The sequence below is a fragment of the Paenibacillus sp. GXUN7292 genome, assembly GCF_050864975.1.
Lineage (GTDB): Bacteria > Bacillota > Bacilli > Paenibacillales > Paenibacillaceae > Pristimantibacillus.
Map to the genome: position 1 here is coordinate 15,974 of NZ_JBOZWO010000020.1, position 16,233 is coordinate 32,206.

Sequence of the window (16,233 nt, forward strand, 5' to 3'; positions counted from 1 at the left end):
AGGCTCATTCGGGCACCGCACCAACACCGAAGCGGCAGCCCGATCAGAACCTATTGTTATTTATTGATAAACCCTTTGTAATGGCGTTTGATCAACTGGCTCTCGATCTGTTTCATCGTATCAAGCGCAACGCCGACAACGATTAACAGTGAGGTACCGCCCAGCTGCACTGAGCGCGGTAATCCGGCAAGTGATCCGAAGAACACCGGTAGAACAGAGATTGCCGCTAGGAAAATCGCACCCGTTAACGTAATACGCGACATAACGCGAGTTAAGTAAGAAGATGTCGGTTTGCCAGGACGAATGCCAGGAATATATCCACCATTCTTTTTCATCTGATCTGCCATTTGCACAGGATTAATTTGCACGAAAGTATAGAAGAAGGTAAATCCGATAATGAGCAATACGTACAAGACCATACCAAGCGGCTTGTCATAGCTCATATTATCAATAATCCACTTCGCCCAATTATGGGTGCTCCAGAAGTTAGCGATCGTAATTGGGAATGTAATCAATGAAACTGCGAAGATAACAGGAATAACACCTGCGCCGTTCACTTTCATCGGAATGTGAGTGGATTGACCACCGTACATTTTACGTCCAACTACACGCTTAGCATACTGAACCGGGATTTTACGAATACCTTGCTGAATGAAGATAACACCTACAATAATCGCGATAATCGCAATTAGAACAAGCGCCATCTTGCCAATGTTAAGGAATAATTTATCTGTATCGACAAATTGATCTTCAACGATCGTACGAATGTGACCTGGAATACCAGCTACAATCGCAGCAAAAATTAGAATTGAAATACCGTTTCCGATACCTCTTTCTGTAATTTGCTCCCCTAACCACATTAAGAATGCAGTACCAGCAGTCAAGATAATAGCGATAATCAGGTAATCAACGAAAGTTGCATCAACAATCATTTCTTGCTGATATAAACGGTTAAAGCCGATCGCAGTTGCAAAGCCTTGTACAAGACCTAGAATAACTGTACCGTAACGCGTAATTTGCGCTAGTTTGCGTTTCCCGTTTTCGCCTTCCTTCTGCCATTCAGCAAACTTAGGAATTACATCCATCGACAATAGCTGTACGATAATGGATGCTGTGATGTACGGTGTAATTCCAATCGCGAAAATCGAGAATTGGAACAATGCACCGCCTGAGAAGGTGTTTAACAAGCCAAATATATCGTTGCCGAGCTCATTGGCTTGCTTAAATACTTCTTTGTTTACGTCTGGTACCGGTATGAACGCACCGATACGATAGATGAATAAAATAAACAGTGTGAACAGGATCCGTGTACGTAGATCCGTAACCTTCCAAATATTGGATACGGTTGTAAACAATTAGATCACCTCGGTTTTACCGCCGGCAGCCTGGATTTTCTCTACCGCAGATTGAGAGAACTTTTTAGCTTTAACAGTAAGCGCTACATTAATTTCGCCATTGCCCAAAATTTTAATTCCGGCAAGTGGATTTTTCACAATCCCTTGTTCAAGAAGAACTTCTGGTGTGACTTCAGTACCTGCTGCAAAGCTGTTAAGATCTTCAATGTTGACAATCGCGTATTCGGTACGGAATGGATTATTGAAACCGCGCTTAGGCAGACGACGGTACAATGGGTTTTGGCCGCCCTCAAATCCAGGACGAACGCCGCCGCCGGAGCGTGCATTTTGACCTTTGTGGCCTTTACCCGCTGTTTTGCCGTTGCCAGATCCGATACCGCGACCTTTACGCTTAGCTACTTGGGTAGAACCAGCTGCTGGTGCTAACTCATGCAATTTCATCGTTCGTGCACCTCCTTATTTATTTCGTGTAAATCGGTCTATTATTGTACTTCTTCAACTTTTACCATATGGCTGACATGATTAATCATGCCGCGAATAGCCGGGCTGTCGTTTTTAACGACCGATTGATGCAGCTTACGAAGGCCGAGCGATTCAACCGTTGCACGTTGTTTCTCGTTGCGACCAATCAAACTGCGAACGAGGGTGATTTGCAATTTTGCCATCGTTATTCCCTCCTTAACCTAACAGCTCTTCGACAGTTTTTCCACGAAGTTTAGCAACATCTTCCGCACGTTTAAGACGGGATAAACCTTCTAGAGTTGCATTTACCATATTCATGGAGTTCGAAGAACCGAGCGATTTAGTCAAGATGTCGCCTACACCAGCTAGCTCAAGAACCGCACGAACCGGTCCGCCAGCGATAACTCCAGTACCTTCATTCGCAGGTTTTAGAAGAACTTCGCCTGCGCCAAAGCGACCAATTACAAGGTGAGGAATCGATGTTCCTACTAGTGGTACATGGATCAAGTTTTTCTTAGCATCGTCAATGCCTTTGCGAATCGCATCAGGCACTTCGCTTGCTTTACCGATCCCTGCGCCAACGTAGCCTTTGCCGTCGCCGACTACTACAAGCGCGCTAAAGCTGAAGCGACGACCGCCTTTAACAACTTTCGCAACGCGATTGATATGCACAACTTTTTCAGTCAGTTCTAACGTATTAGGATCTACACGCAAGTCATTTAACCTCCTTATTGGATGATTAGAATTGCAGGCCTGCTTCGCGTGCTGCTGTAGCAAGCGCCTGAATTCTTCCATGATACAAGTAACCGCCACGATCGAATACGACCTCAGTTACACCTTTAGCTTGAGCGCGCTTAGCGATCAATTCGCCAACTTTAGCAGCTGCTTCAACGTTACCGCCGTTGCCTACTCCGCTTAGCTCTTTATCCTTAGTCGATGCAGAAGCTAGTGTAATACCAGCAACATCATCAATTAATTGTGCATACATGTGCTTGGAGGAACGGAATACAGACAGACGTGGACGAGCCGCTGTACCGCTAATTTTTTTACGAACACGCAGGTGTCTTTTCAGACGAGCCTTGTTTTTATCGCCTTTCGTAATCATGCTTGGTTCCCTCCTTTCTTTCTGCCTTAAGATGCTATTTCAAGCAAACCGTAAGTTTGCTTATTTTTTCTTACCAGCTTTACCTTCTTTACGGATGATGCGCTCACCTTCGTATTTGATACCTTTACCTTTGTAAGGCTCAGGCTCACGTACGGAACGGATTTGAGCAGCCATAGCGCCAACGCGCTCTTTATCAATACCGCGAACAGTAATCTTAGTGTTGGAAGGAACTTCAAACTCAATACCGTTCTCTGGAGTGATTTCAACTGGATGTGAGTATCCAACGTTAAGAACCACTTTATCACCGGACTTGCTTGCACGGTAACCAACGCCTACTAGCTCAAGATTTCTGGAGAAACCTTCTGTAACACCGCCAACCATGTTAGCGATCAAGCTGCGAGTTGTACCATGCAAAGAGCGATGCAATTTATTTTCAGACGGACGTTCTACCACGATTTCGCTGCCTTCAACTTTGATAATAATATCTTTGTGGAATTCACGAGTAAGCGTGCCTTTCGGTCCCTTTACTGTAAGTACCGAGTTATCCAGGTTGACAGTTACGCCACCAGGAACTGCGATCGGTTTACGACCAATACGAGACATTGTTACACCTCCAGTCTTTCTAACTTGTTTCTTACCAAACGTAGCAAACTACTTCGCCGCCGGATTTAACTTGACGTGCTTCTTTGTCAGTCATAACTCCTTTGGAAGTCGAAATAATTGCGATTCCGAGTCCGCCTAGTACACGAGGTACTTCAGCAGCTTGAGTATACACGCGCAGACCTGGTTTGGAGATACGCTTCAAACCTGTAATTACGCGCTCTTGGTTCGGGCCGTATTTCAAGAAAATACGAATAATCCCTTGTTTGTTGTCCTCGATATATTCAGCATCGCGGATAAAGCCCTCGCGCTTCAAAATTTCAGCAATTTGCTTCTTGATTTTAGAAGCGGGCATTTCCACGGTTTCGTGACGAACTGTATTCGCATTGCGAATGCGTGTCAACATATCTGCAATCGGATCAGACATAACCATTGTGTTAACCTCCTTCCCGAACTAGGTCGATTACCAGCTTGCTTTTTTAACGCCAGGAATCTGGCCCTTATATGCTAATTCGCGGAAACAAATCCGGCAAATTTTAAACTTTTGCAAAACAGAGTGAGGACGTCCGCAACGCTCACAACGCGTATAAGCGCGTACTTTGAATTTCGGTGTGCGTTGTTGCTTCACTTTCATCGAAGTTTTTGCCACTGGGTATTACACCTCCTACAAGTGGATTACTTCGCAAACGGCATGCCCAATTGGGTCAGCAATTCACGAGATTCTTCGTCTGTTTGTGCCGTCGTGACGATGACGATGTCCATACCGCGCACTTTATCAACTTTATCATATTCAATCTCAGGGAAGATCAATTGCTCTTTCATACCAAGCGTGTAGTTACCACGGCCATCAAACGCTTTTGTTGATACACCATGGAAGTCACGAACGCGTGGAAGCGAAATGTTGAACAATTTATCTAGGAAGTGGTACATGCGCTCGCCGCGCAATGTCACTTTAACCCCGATCGGCATGTTTTCACGAAGCTTAAAGCCTGCAATGGACTTCTTAGCACGAGTAACAACCGGCTTTTGACCAGAAATGATGCGCAGCTCTTCAACAGCAGCATCTAGTATTTTGGAGTTGGAAACAGCTTCACCAACACCCATATTGATTACTACTTTCTCAACCTTCGGTACTTGCATAACCGATGTATAATTGAACTTCTGCATTAGAGCAGGAGTAATTTCATTAAGAAAGCGACCTTTCAGTCTTGTTGTCATTGTTTTGGACCTCCTTTCCTACCAGAACGATTAGTCAATCACTTCGCCGGAACGCTTAGCGATTCGAACTTTTTTGCCGTTTTCAAGCACTTTATATCCGATTCGTGTTACTTTTCCGCTCTTCGGATCGATGTGCATAACGTTAGAAACGTGAATTGGCGCTTCTTGCTCAATGATACCGCCTTGTGGATTAACTTGAGAAGGGCGAGTATGCTTCTTCACCATGTTAACACCTTCAACGAGCACGCGGTTTTCACGTGGATACGCTGCGATTACGCGGCCCTTCTTACCTTTATCCTTACCGGTAATGATGATAACCGTGTCATCTTTTTTAACGTGCAATTTGTTATTGTACGATTCTTTAATTTTCTTTAGCCTTGGCATGAGTTACACCTCCTGCACGCTTGTGCTTTCAAGCTTATATAGAGTTTCTTAGATTACTTCTGGTGCAAGCGAAATGATTTTCATGAAATCTTTATCGCGAAGCTCACGAGCAACAGGTCCAAAAATACGTGTACCGCGTGGGCTCTTATCTTCTTTAACAACTACTGCTGCGTTCTCATCAAAAGAGATGTATGAACCGTCTTTACGACGAACAGTGCGCTTCGTACGAACGATAACCGCTTTAACTACGTCACCTTTTTTGACAACGCCGCCTGGTGTTGCTTGTTTGACGGAGCAAACGATCAAATCGCCAATAGCTGCTGTACGACGTCCAGTACCGCCTAGTACACGAATACACATAAGCTCTCTAGCACCAGAGTTGTCTGCAACTTTCAATCGCGAAAATGGTTGGATCATTTTAGCGTCCTCCTTTCGGAAAAAGTGCTCCTATGTTGCATAGGTATATTTTATAGAACAACCGCAGATTCTACAATTTCAACAAGTCTAAAGCGCTTGTCTTTGGAAAGTGGACGAGTTTCCATGATTTTCACAGTATCGCCAATTTTCGCTTGATTGTTCTCGTCGTGAGCCTTGTACTTTTTCGTATAACGAATACGCTTATGGTACAAATTGTGCTCCTTGTAGGTTTCTACAGCTACAACGATTGTTTTATCCATTTTGTCGCTTACAACTTTGCCGATTTGAACTTTACGGGCATTGCGTTCGCTCATGTTCTTCCTCCTTCCTTTTTCCGTGAACATACTATAGGATTAAGGCCTTTAATTAGCCGCTTATTCCGAGTTCTCTTTCACGCAAAACGGTTTTAGCACGAGCTATTTCCTTACGCACGTCACGAATCCGAGTTGGATTGTCGAGCTGCCCTGTTGCCAATTGGAAACGAAGGTTGAAAAGCTCCTCTTTAAAACCAGCAATTTTTTGTTCAATCTCAACAGAGGTCAGGTTGCGAATATCACTAGCTTTCATTTGCTTCACCACCCACTTCTTCGCGTTTCACGAACTTCGTTTTAACCGGTAGTTTGTGAGCCGCAAGACGCAGTGCTTCGCGAGCTACTTCTTCCGGTACACCCGCAAGTTCGAACATGATCTTACCAGGTTTTACAACTGCAACCCATTTTTCAACGTTACCCTTACCACTACCCATACGAACCTCTAGAGGCTTTTGAGTAATCGGCTTGTCTGGGAATATTTTAATCCAAACTTTACCACCACGTTTAATGTAACGAGTCATAGCAATACGAGCCGCTTCAATTTGACGGTTCGTAATCCATGACGGCTCAGTCGCTTGTAGACCGTATTCGCCGAACGCTACTGTTGTGCCGCCTTTAGCGCGACCTTTCATGTGACCGCGTTGTTGTTTGCGGTGTTTGACACGTTTAGGCACCAACATGATTAGTTGCCTCCTTCCTGGGGAGCTTTCTTCTTAGTTGGAAGGACTTCGCCACGATAGATCCATACTTTTACGCCTAGACGGCCGTAAGTAGTATGAGCCTCAGCTGTGCCATAGTCAATATCAGCACGAAGCGTATGAAGCGGAACTGTACCTTCGCTATATCCTTCAGAACGTGCAATTTCCGCACCGCCGAGACGACCGCTAACAGCAGTTTTAATCCCTTTAGCACCTGCGCGCATAGAACGTTGAATCGCTTGTTTCAATGCACGACGGAAAGATACACGACGCTCAAGTTGTTGTGCGATGCTTTCAGCTACTAGAATAGCATCAAGATCAGCTTGTTTAATTTCAGAAATATTGATGTGAACTTTCTTGCCTTTTGTAATCTTGCCTAGTTCTGTACGTAGATTTTCTACTTCAGAACCGCCTTTACCGATAACCATACCTGGCTTCGCCGTTTGAATCGTCACGTTCACGCGATTTGCAGCGCGTTCGATTTCAATGCGGGAAACAGCAGCATCTTTCAGCTTGTTTTTCAGGTATTCACGAATTTTAACATCTTCCAAAAGAAGATCACCGAAATCTTTACCAGCGTACCATTTGGATTCCCAATCACGGATAATCCCGATACGAAGACCGTTAGGGTTTACCTTTTGACCCACGCGTTATCCCTCCTTATTTTTCTGATACCGCCAAGGTAATGTGGCTGGTTCTTTTATTAATCCGGCTTGCGCGACCCATAGCTCGCGGACGGAAACGTTTCATAGTTGGACCTTGGTTTACGAAAGCTTGAGATACAACCAATTTACTTACGTCCATCTGGAAATTATGTTCAGCGTTAGCAATAGCCGAGTTAAGCAACTTCTCCAAAATTGGGGATGCAGCCTTTGGCGTGTGACGCAAAATTGCGATTGCTTCACCAACTTGCTTACCGCGAATCAAATCCGCAACCAGCTGAGCTTTACGAGGAGCAATACGAATAAATTTAGCATGCGCTTTAGCTTCTGACATGTAGGAACCTCCTCTCATTCAAGAAAGTGATAAAGGGCAAATTAACGTCTGCCCGTTTTTTTATCTTCACCGGCATGGCCTTTGTACGTACGAGTTGGTGCAAATTCACCAAGCTTGTGTCCAACCATATCTTCCGTTACATATACCGGCACGTGCTTGCGTCCATCATAAACAGCAAATGTGTGACCGATGAATTGCGGGAAAATGGTCGAGCGACGAGACCAAGTTTTTACAACGACTTTTTTATTTCCTTCGTTCAAATCCTCGACTTTTTTAAGCAGGTAACCGTCGACAAACGGTCCTTTCTTCAAACTGCGACCCATGTGATATCCTCCCTTCACGAAAACGCTGGCGTACTGTGGATAACCACCATCATTACGCGCAAGTTTTCAAGCTTCTATTACTTCGTGCGCTTACGAATGATATATTGGCTTGACGCTTTTTTCTTCTGGCGTGTTTTGTATCCAAGAGTCGGTTTGCCCCATGGAGATACTGGAGACTTGCGTCCAATCGGGGAACGACCTTCACCACCACCATGCGGGTGATCGTTAGGGTTCATAACAGATCCGCGAACAGTTGGACGTTTGCCTAACCAGCGGCTGCGGCCAGCTTTACCAATTTTGATAAGCTCATGGTCGCCGTTACCTACAGAACCGATAGTTGCACGGCAAGTATTAAGAATACGACGAACTTCGCCTGAGCTCAAACGAATGGATACGTAAGCTTCTTCTTTACCAAGAAGCTGAGCTTCTGTACCAGCTGCGCGAACTAGCTGTCCGCCTTTGCCTGGCTTCAATTCGATGTTGTGGATAAGTGTACCCACTGGAATATTAGCTAGTGGCAATGCATTACCAACACGGATGTCTGCATCCGGTCCGGACTCGATTTGATCGCCGACTTTCAAACCTTTAGGTGCGATAATGTAAGCTTTAGCACCGTCAACGTAGTGGATAAGTGCGATGTTGGAAGTACGGTTTGGATCGTATTCGATCGTAGCAACTTTACCAATTACGCCATCCTTAGTACGTTTGAAGTCGATAATACGGTATTTACGTTTATGTCCGCCGCCTTGGTGACGAACAGTAATTTTACCTTGGTTGTTGCGTCCAGCCTTCTTGTTAAGAGGCGCTAGCAACGATTTCTCCGGTGTGCTTGTCGTAATTTCTTCGAAAGTAGATACGGACATATTACGACGTGCAGGAGAGGTCGGTTTATACTTTTTGATAGACACTAGTTTTCCCTCCTTTTCTATACAGACGTTTCAAAGAACTCTAGCTCTTTGCTGTCATCGCTCAATTGAACGATAGCTTTTTTCCAATCAGGTCTGTATCCGCTATGTCTGCCATAACGCTTTAGTTTACCTGCTACACGCATTGTGTTTACGCCGGTTACTTTAACATTGAAAATTTGCTCAATCGCATTTTTGATTTCAGTTTTGTTCGCACGAAGATCAACTTCGAAAACATAACGCTTTGCAGCCATGAAATCACTTGTACGTTCTGTAATAACCGGGCGCTTGATAATATCGCGAGGATTTTTCATTACGCAAGCACCTCCTGTACTTTCTCAACAGCTTCTTTAGTGATAATCAGCTTATCATAAAGCAATACGTCACGAACATTAATGCCGTCAGCTGCTACAAACTTAACGCCAGGGATGTTACGTGCAGATAGTGCAACGTTATCCTCATAGTTAGCTGTAACGATTAGAGCTTTGCGATCTGCTTTAAGATTTGTAAGAATGCCTGCAAATTCCTTTGTCTTTGGAGCTGCCATAGCCAGTTGATCTAGAACGATCAATTCGCCAGCAATCACCTTGGAAGACAATGCGGATCTAATTGCAAGACGACGAACTTTTTTAGGCAATTTGAAGCCGTATGAGCGAGGAGTCGGACCAAATACTGTTCCGCCGCCTACCCATTGTGGTGAGCGAATGCTACCTTGACGAGCACGACCTGTGCCTTTTTGCTTCCAAGGTTTACGGCCGCCGCCGCGAACTTCGGAGCGCACTTTAGTTTTGTGTGTTCCCATACGCTCAGCAGCTTGTTGCAATACTACTGCGCTGTGCATAACATGAGTGTTTGGCTCGATACCAAATACGTTCTCAGCCAATTCGATTTCGCCAACTTGCGAACCACTCACGTTGAATACTGTAACTTTAGGCATTTCTTGTTCCTCCTTTCTTCAAAAGCAATTATTTCTTAACTGTTTCTCTAACTTTCACAAAACCGTTTTTAGGTCCAGGAATGGAGCCTTTTACTAGAATCACGTTACGCTCAGCGTCTACGCGAATAACTTCAAGCTTTTGGATTGTTACTGTTTCGCTACCCATATGACCTGGAAGGCGTTTGCCTTTAGGTACGCGGTTCGCTTGGATAGAACCCATGGAACCTGGTCCGCGGTGGTAACGGGAACCGTGGCTGTTTGGTCCAGTGCTTTGTCCCCAGCGCTTAATAACGCCTGCAAAGCCCTTACCTTTAGAAATACCTGTTACGTCAACGAATTCGCCCTCTGCGAACAAATTAGCCTTCACTTCTTGGCCAACTTCATACTCACCAAGGTTAATACCGCGAATTTCACGAACGTAGCGCTTAGGCGTCGAATTAGCTTTTTTAGCATGACCTGCTTCAGGCTTATTCGATCTGCTTTCTTTCTTATCAGAGAAACCCAATTGAACAGCTTCGTAGCCGTCAGTCTCTTGATCTTTCTTTTGAAGAACTACGCAAGGACCAGCTTCGATAACCGTTACCGGGATTACGTTACCTTCAGAAGTAAAGACTTGAGTCATACCAAGTTTTTTCCCTAAGATACCTTTCATGTTGACACCTCATTTCCTCTCTATCATTCACTTATGTGATATTACAGCTTAATTTCGATATCTACACCGGATGGCAGATCCAAACGCATCAACGCATCTACAGTTTGCGGCGTAGGATTCACAATGTCGATCAAACGCTTATGAGTGCGTTGCTCGAATTGCTCTCTGGAATCCTTGTACTTGTGTACCGCACGTAGAATAGTGATGATTTGCTTTTCCGTTGGCAACGGAATCGGCCCAGATACACCTGCACCCGAACGTTTTGCAGTTTCCACGATTTTTTCTGCGGATTGATCAAGAATTCTGTGATCGTATGCTTTCAAACGAATACGAATCTTTTGCTTTGCCATATAAGTCCCTCCTTCTTTCGCCCAATTTATTATCGGACATACTCCGTGAGAAAAACCCTCCACTGCCCCATGGCAAAGGGGCCGGGTGTGTCGGCAACCTCTCACATCAACGCAACGTCAGACCAACAGTCAATATTATATAGGAGTGGATGGGCAATTGCAACTATTTTTTCATGCTTTTTCAAAAAAGTTTTCATAGTGCAGCTGAGCTATGGAATGGCTTAAGCGCAGCCTCTATTCAACTGGAGTTTTGTGGCATTTGCCCGGCCATTGAGTCGCTAATGAGCTACTGTTAAAATAGCCATTTTTAGCTTAATAGTGGAACATGTGTCACTATAAAGTTACTCGCGCTCTTCCGACACTCCGCCACAAATGCCTCCATTACAATAATTACCACCAAATACAAAAATAAAACTGCAGAGCCGGCTCTACAGTTTCATAAAAACATATCTACTTATATAACTGGAATCCTTGGAGCATAATAACTGCAATTCTAAAATCGCAAACGACTCAGTTATTGCAGCATATGCCACATATTCCAACACACTAATATTAATAGAAGAAACACGTTGCGAAGATAAACTCACTATATCCGGTTTCAGCCCGATATGCTTGCGCAACGTGGTATCTAAGTACATTTTATGCATTTAGATTCTCTTTTTTTGCCGAATAAACGGTTCTAGACGGATTTCATGTATCTATATGATATCCCGATTAACCCAATACAACACGGTCATCGCTCATCTTCTTACCGCTAATCCGCTCAAATTCGCCAAGCAGCTGTTCAACGGTCAAGTGCTTCTTGCGATCCTCATTCACTTCGAGTATAATACGCCCCTTGTCCATCATAATTAGCCTGTTACCAAGACGAATTGCTTGCTCCATGTTATGAGTAACCATAAGCGTGGTTAGCTTCATCTCGCTTACAATGGATTCTGTCAGTTCCGTAATGAGCTCGGCACGTGCCGGATCTAGAGCCGCCGTATGCTCGTCCAACAACAATATTTGAGGTTTTGTAAAAGTGGACATCAAGAGACTTAAAGCCTGTCTCTCGCCGCCTGAGAGCATGCCGACCATAGCATTCAGTCGATTCTCAAGCCCTATGCCAAGACGAGACAAATGCTCTTTGAATAAAGTACGTTTGGCACTTGTTACGCCAAGCGAAAGTCCTTTTATTTTGCCACGCGTATAGGCCATTGCCAAATTTTCTTCTATCGTCATTCTAGGCGCAGTACCGGCCATCGGATCCTGGAATACCCGTCCAATCCATTGACTGCGTTTATGCTCGGATAGTCTGCTAATATCTTTGCCGTTAATCCGTATTTCACCAGCATCCGGCTTCAATACTCCAGAAATCAAATTCATCAAAGTAGATTTCCCTGCACCGTTGCTGCCAATTACAGTTATGAAATCTCCTGGCTTTAAAACCAGATTAGCATTCATAAGAGCAATCTTTTCATCTATCGTACCCGGGTTAAACAATTTAGATACATTATTTATCTCAAGCATTAACGTCCGCCTCCAATCTGCTCACCTGTCGATGAGGACAGTAACTCTGACGTACGTTTTCGTGCTACTGATTTCTGTTTGGATACACTTCTCATATAAGGTATAACTAGAGCGAAAATAACAATGATAGCTGTTATTAGTTTCATGTCAGAAGCATCAAGCCAGTCTACATATACAGCAAGTGCTGTAATCATGCGATAAATAATTGAACCAAGAATAGCTGCAATAGTCGCTTTGAAAATTGATCTACTGCCAAAAATAGCTTCACCAATAATAACAGAAGCCAAACCGATTACGATCATACCGACACCCATGCCGTTATCCGCGTACTTGAGGTAGTGAGAAACAAATGCACCGGAAGCGCCTACCAAAGCATTGGAAAGCGCAACGCCCATAATAATAGTCATATCAGTATTAGCGCCAAAACTACGTATCATTTTGGGGTTATCTCCTGTAGCACGCAAACTTAGGCCAATATTCGTACGGAAAAACAAATCCAACAATAACTTCACTACAATTACGATGACAATCATAACTAGTAATACATTTGAACTCGAAAATAAAGTTTCCGTATCACGGAATGGATAATTTGGCTTACCTAAAATTCTAAGATTAATGGAATACAAAGCAATCATCATAATAATACCCGACAAAAGACCATTAATTTTCCCTTTAGTATGAAGCAAGCCCGTACAGGTGCCTGCGAGAGCACCAGCTGCAAACGCAAAAATAATCGATAACCATGGCGGTGTTCCGGAAACAGTCGCCACCGTAGCTACTGCTGCTCCAGTAGTAAAGCTTCCATCAACCGTTAAGTCAGGAAAGTTTAGAATTCTAAATGTAATAAATACTCCAAGCGCCATTAGCGCATAAACCAAACCGTACTCAACGGCACCGACCATCAACCCATACATAATAAAACTCCCGTCTATAACGATCAATGGGGCGATGCGGCGTGTCCGCTCACCCCATCGTGATCGTTATTAGTAATAGCAAATCTGGAATTAATTATTGAAGAATATTATTTTGATCTTTCACATATTGCTTCATTTTATCTGTCACTTCGATCCCTTGAGCTTCTGCTGCTTTTAAATTAATAATAAAATCTAGCTTTTGAGGAACGGTTACATCCATTTCACCCGGCTTTTTGCCATTTTTCAAAATTTCCACTGCCATTTGGCCGACTTCATAGCCATGATCATAGTATTTGAATCCAACTGCTGCAAATGCACCAGCCTCAACAGAATCACGGTCAGCGGAGAAGAATGGGATTTTATTTTTGTTTGCAACTTCAATAATGGAAGAAACACCACTTACTACTTCGTTGTCTAGTGTGATGTAAATAGCGTCAACTTTTCCTACCAAAGCGTCTGCCGCTTGTTTTACTTCGGCTGACTTAGCAATCGCTTTTTTAGTCATTTTAATGCCATGCTTAGCAAGCTGTTCTTCAGCTATTTTGGCCATTACTACTGCGTTTGGCTCGCCTTCGTTAATAATTACTCCTACTGTCTTAACATTTGGAAACTCAGCAGCGATAAAATCCATCGTTTGAACAATAGCATCTGGATTTGTATCTGCTGCACCTGTTACATTGCCGCCCGGAGCTTGTAATTGCTTAACAACACCTGCTTCAATAGGATCCGTTACCGCCGCAAACAACACGGGTCTGTCTGTTACAGTATTCGCCAAATCCAATGCTGGATTTGTAGCTATCCCTAGAGCCAGATCGCTTTTTCCATTTGCAATCTTTTGCGCGATTGTTTTACTGTTTGATGGCTCGAACTGCGCACTGTTGTAATCGATTTTAATGTTTTTCTTGTCTTCAAGACCCGCATCCTTCAGTGCTGCCTTAAAGCCTTCCAATGTGGCGTCCAAAGATGGATGCTCACCATATTGCGATACAGAAATCGTATAGTCTACTTTACTGCTGCTGCACCCTGCAGAAAATGCCATTACTGCTGCTAAAGCTAGTCCAACCCAAACTCGTTTCTTCAAAATAATACCCCTCTCATTGTCTTGTATAATACTTCTCTCAACTGTCTCTTTTTGTCGTTGATGTGAACAAACCTTTAGGACTATTTTAATTATAAGGGATATCGAGTTTCCGTCAATGCCAAGTTATTTCATCAAAATACTCCAAATTTTAACTAAAAATGTACAGCATACGCCAAAAGTATCATGAGTTTTTCATTTCTTTAATTTCTAGCGTCCAACCTACAGTGAATAAAAGTTAATTATTCTCAAAATAAAAGCAAATGTTATCACATATTTACTAGGAAGCGACTAATTGTCATTAATCGGTAACCTCATTGCAGTATAAGTGAAACAAAGGATCACTGGAGCGATGATTAACTTCTAACGGTTGCCACAAACGCTATTCAGGCTAAAATTACGGATTAATTTTTCTAACGGTTGCTATCGCGCTTAACTATTCATTAAACTACTGAATTCTTCGAAAATCGGTACATTAACGCTCATGGCAACCGTTACATGTTCAAATAACCAAAAATAATCGAAATAGCCTCGCTTGCAACCGTTAGCGGATTTTATCAAGGGAAGATCTTGTCCGAGGTTATCATACTTATAAATAGCTGCTCATCGTCGAATCGGCAGCTGCCTCATATCTCGTTAGCATTTTTCCATACCATCAAATGCCAAATTTTCGTTCATAAGCGGATCCATGAAATAAAAAAGACTCTCACCGAAGTGAGAGTCCCAATATGCTTTGCGGCTATAGCCGCTAGGCATTATTTTTGGATAGAAGCAACTGCCCCAGCGCCTACAGTACGGCCGCCTTCACGGATGGAGAAACGAGTACCTTCTTCAACAGCGATTGGCGAAATAAGCTCAACTGTAACAGTGATGTTATCGCCAGGCATAACCATTTCAGAACCTTCTGGAAGGTTGATGATACCTGTAACGTCAGTTGTACGGAAGTAGAACTGTGGACGGTAGCCTGTGAAGAAAGGCTTATGACGGCCACCCTCTTCTTTAGTCAAAACGTAAATTTGAGCTGTAAAGTTAGTGTGCGGCTTAACAGAACCCGGCTTTGCCAAAACTTGGCCACGCTCGATGTCAGCACGGTCAACACCACGAAGAAGAGCACCGATGTTGTCACCAGCTTGAGCGGAGTCAAGCAATTTGCGGAACATCTCAACGCCTGTAACTACAGACTTACGAGCTTCTTCAGCAAGACCAACGATTTCGATCTCGTCGCCAACTTTAACCACACCGCGCTCTACGCGACCTGTAGCAACTGTACCACGGCCTGTAATTGTGAACACGTCCTCAACTGGCATAAGGAAAGGCTTAGCTGTGTCGCGCTCTGGAGTTGGGATGTAGCTGTCGATTTGCTCGAACAATTCAACAACGCGGTCAGCCCAAGGACCGTTAGGGTCTTGTAGAGCTTCACGAGCGGAACCACGGATGATTGGAGTGTCATCGCCAGGGAACTCATACTCGGAAAGAAGGTCGCGAACTTCCATTTCAACTAGCTCAAGAAGCTCTTCGTCTTCAACCATATCGCATTTGTTCAAGAATACAACGATGTAAGGAACACCAACTTGGCGAGAAAGCAAGATGTGCTCACGAGTTTGTGGCATTGGGCCGTCAGCAGCGGATACAACTAGAATACCGCCGTCCATTTGAGCAGCACCAGTGATCATGTTTTTAACATAGTCGGCGTGACCTGGGCAGTCAACGTGTGCATAGTGACGGTTAGGCGTTTCATACTCAACGTGAGAAGTTGAGATTGTGATACCGCGCTCGCGCTCTTCTGGAGCTTTATCGATTTGGTCGTAGTCCATTGCAGCACCGCCGTAGCGAGTGGAAAGAACTTTAGTGATTGCAGCTGTCAAAGTAGTTTTACCATGGTCAACGTGACCGATTGTACCAATATTAACGTGTGGTTTGTTACGTTCAAATTTAGACTTAGCCATTGAACTTGAACCTCCTCAAATTAAATTCATATTTTTTATGTGTGGGACCGACACCGAGTATGCTAGCAAACCC

Annotated in this window: 26 protein-coding genes; all 26 read right to left on the reverse strand. The window is 43.9% G+C overall.

The annotated features are described in order from the left end of the window. Positions 1-56 precede the first annotated feature (56 nt). The 26 genes from secY to tuf all read right to left on the reverse strand — a co-directional run bounded on the left by secY (position 57) and on the right by tuf (position 16,160). Positions 57-1,355 (reverse strand): preprotein translocase subunit SecY, encoded by a 1,299-nt coding sequence (gene secY / locus ACRRU2_RS16650; protein WP_331702068.1) that lies wholly within the window; start codon positions 1,353-1,355, stop codon positions 57-59. After that, complete coding sequence (gene rplO, locus ACRRU2_RS16655; RefSeq protein ID WP_331702069.1) at positions 1,356-1,796, reverse strand: 50S ribosomal protein L15; 441 nt, start codon at positions 1,794-1,796, stop codon at positions 1,356-1,358. 41 nt (positions 1,797-1,837) lie between these two features. Then, positions 1,838-2,020, reverse strand: a complete 183-nt coding sequence (gene rpmD / locus ACRRU2_RS16660; RefSeq protein ID WP_331702070.1) for a 50S ribosomal protein L30 — start codon at positions 2,018-2,020, stop codon at positions 1,838-1,840. Between the two features lie 13 nt (positions 2,021-2,033). Then, complete coding sequence (rpsE, locus tag ACRRU2_RS16665) at positions 2,034-2,531, reverse strand: 30S ribosomal protein S5 (protein ID WP_331702072.1); 498 nt, start codon at positions 2,529-2,531, stop codon at positions 2,034-2,036. Between the two features lie 25 nt (positions 2,532-2,556). Continuing rightward, entirely contained in the window at positions 2,557-2,922 is a 366-nt protein-coding gene (gene rplR / locus ACRRU2_RS16670) for a 50S ribosomal protein L18 (protein WP_331702073.1), read from the reverse strand. Between the two features lie 60 nt (positions 2,923-2,982). Beyond that, positions 2,983-3,525, reverse strand: coding sequence for a 50S ribosomal protein L6 (gene rplF, locus ACRRU2_RS16675; protein ID WP_331702074.1), 543 nt, complete (start codon positions 3,523-3,525; stop codon positions 2,983-2,985). Between the two features lie 31 nt (positions 3,526-3,556). After that, on the reverse strand, positions 3,557-3,955 hold the full coding sequence (gene rpsH, locus ACRRU2_RS16680; protein ID WP_331702075.1) for a 30S ribosomal protein S8: 399 nt from the start codon (positions 3,953-3,955) through the stop codon (positions 3,557-3,559). A gap of 30 nt (positions 3,956-3,985) precedes the next feature. Then, positions 3,986-4,171 (reverse strand): type Z 30S ribosomal protein S14, encoded by a 186-nt coding sequence (locus tag ACRRU2_RS16685; protein WP_013312154.1) that lies wholly within the window; start codon positions 4,169-4,171, stop codon positions 3,986-3,988. 26 nt (positions 4,172-4,197) lie between these two features. Then, on the reverse strand, positions 4,198-4,740 hold the full coding sequence (gene rplE / locus ACRRU2_RS16690) for a 50S ribosomal protein L5 (protein WP_331702077.1): 543 nt from the start codon (positions 4,738-4,740) through the stop codon (positions 4,198-4,200). Positions 4,741-4,770: 30 nt separating this feature from the next. Continuing rightward, the gene (rplX, locus tag ACRRU2_RS16695) at positions 4,771-5,124 is read right to left on the reverse strand and encodes a 50S ribosomal protein L24 (RefSeq protein ID WP_331702078.1); all 354 of its coding nucleotides are present in this window, start codon (positions 5,122-5,124) and stop codon (positions 4,771-4,773) included. Positions 5,125-5,172: 48 nt separating this feature from the next. Beyond that, positions 5,173-5,541: a 50S ribosomal protein L14 gene (gene rplN, locus ACRRU2_RS16700; protein WP_331702079.1), complete on the reverse strand. Its 369-nt coding sequence runs from the start codon at positions 5,539-5,541 to the stop codon at positions 5,173-5,175. Between the two features lie 50 nt (positions 5,542-5,591). Beyond that, complete coding sequence (gene rpsQ / locus ACRRU2_RS16705; RefSeq protein ID WP_331702080.1) at positions 5,592-5,855, reverse strand: 30S ribosomal protein S17; 264 nt, start codon at positions 5,853-5,855, stop codon at positions 5,592-5,594. Positions 5,856-5,907: 52 nt separating this feature from the next. After that, positions 5,908-6,108, reverse strand: a complete 201-nt coding sequence (gene rpmC, locus ACRRU2_RS16710; protein WP_331702081.1) for a 50S ribosomal protein L29 — start codon at positions 6,106-6,108, stop codon at positions 5,908-5,910. Further along, positions 6,098-6,532, reverse strand: coding sequence for a 50S ribosomal protein L16 (gene rplP / locus ACRRU2_RS16715; RefSeq protein WP_331702082.1), 435 nt, complete (start codon positions 6,530-6,532; stop codon positions 6,098-6,100). The genes rpmC and rplP overlap by 11 nt, the downstream gene beginning before the upstream one ends. Before the next feature lie 2 nt (positions 6,533-6,534). Next, the gene (gene rpsC / locus ACRRU2_RS16720) at positions 6,535-7,197 is read right to left on the reverse strand and encodes a 30S ribosomal protein S3 (RefSeq protein ID WP_331702083.1); all 663 of its coding nucleotides are present in this window, start codon (positions 7,195-7,197) and stop codon (positions 6,535-6,537) included. Positions 7,198-7,210: 13 nt separating this feature from the next. Then, positions 7,211-7,546: a 50S ribosomal protein L22 gene (gene rplV, locus ACRRU2_RS16725; RefSeq protein WP_331702084.1), complete on the reverse strand. Its 336-nt coding sequence runs from the start codon at positions 7,544-7,546 to the stop codon at positions 7,211-7,213. Between the two features lie 41 nt (positions 7,547-7,587). Beyond that, on the reverse strand, positions 7,588-7,869 hold the full coding sequence (gene rpsS, locus ACRRU2_RS16730; RefSeq protein WP_331702085.1) for a 30S ribosomal protein S19: 282 nt from the start codon (positions 7,867-7,869) through the stop codon (positions 7,588-7,590). A 77-nt stretch (positions 7,870-7,946) separates the two neighbouring features. Then, positions 7,947-8,777, reverse strand: a complete 831-nt coding sequence (gene rplB / locus ACRRU2_RS16735) for a 50S ribosomal protein L2 (RefSeq protein WP_331702086.1) — start codon at positions 8,775-8,777, stop codon at positions 7,947-7,949. A 17-nt stretch (positions 8,778-8,794) separates the two neighbouring features. Beyond that, the gene (gene rplW, locus ACRRU2_RS16740; RefSeq protein WP_331702087.1) at positions 8,795-9,088 is read right to left on the reverse strand and encodes a 50S ribosomal protein L23; all 294 of its coding nucleotides are present in this window, start codon (positions 9,086-9,088) and stop codon (positions 8,795-8,797) included. After that, positions 9,088-9,711 (reverse strand): 50S ribosomal protein L4, encoded by a 624-nt coding sequence (gene rplD, locus ACRRU2_RS16745; protein ID WP_331702088.1) that lies wholly within the window; start codon positions 9,709-9,711, stop codon positions 9,088-9,090. The genes rplW and rplD overlap by 1 nt, the downstream gene beginning before the upstream one ends. A 28-nt stretch (positions 9,712-9,739) precedes the next feature. Next, positions 9,740-10,363 (reverse strand): 50S ribosomal protein L3, encoded by a 624-nt coding sequence (rplC, locus tag ACRRU2_RS16750; RefSeq protein ID WP_331702089.1) that lies wholly within the window; start codon positions 10,361-10,363, stop codon positions 9,740-9,742. Positions 10,364-10,404: 41 nt separating this feature from the next. Further along, the gene (gene rpsJ, locus ACRRU2_RS16755) at positions 10,405-10,713 is read right to left on the reverse strand and encodes a 30S ribosomal protein S10 (protein WP_017692074.1); all 309 of its coding nucleotides are present in this window, start codon (positions 10,711-10,713) and stop codon (positions 10,405-10,407) included. Positions 10,714-11,427: 714 nt separating this feature from the next. Further along, a complete protein-coding gene (locus ACRRU2_RS16760; RefSeq protein WP_331702091.1) occupies positions 11,428-12,222 on the reverse strand; it encodes an ABC transporter ATP-binding protein in 795 nt (264 codons plus the stop codon). Then, positions 12,222-13,136, reverse strand: a complete 915-nt coding sequence (locus ACRRU2_RS16765) for an ABC transporter permease (RefSeq protein ID WP_432503365.1) — start codon at positions 13,134-13,136, stop codon at positions 12,222-12,224. Before ACRRU2_RS16765 ends, ACRRU2_RS16760 begins: the two co-directional genes overlap by 1 nt. 94 nt (positions 13,137-13,230) lie before the next feature. Next, complete coding sequence (locus tag ACRRU2_RS16770; protein WP_432503367.1) at positions 13,231-14,217, reverse strand: ABC transporter substrate-binding protein; 987 nt, start codon at positions 14,215-14,217, stop codon at positions 13,231-13,233. 752 nt (positions 14,218-14,969) lie between these two features. Continuing rightward, positions 14,970-16,160 (reverse strand): elongation factor Tu, encoded by a 1,191-nt coding sequence (gene tuf, locus ACRRU2_RS16775; RefSeq protein WP_331702094.1) that lies wholly within the window; start codon positions 16,158-16,160, stop codon positions 14,970-14,972. Between the last annotated feature and the right edge of the window lie 73 nt (positions 16,161-16,233).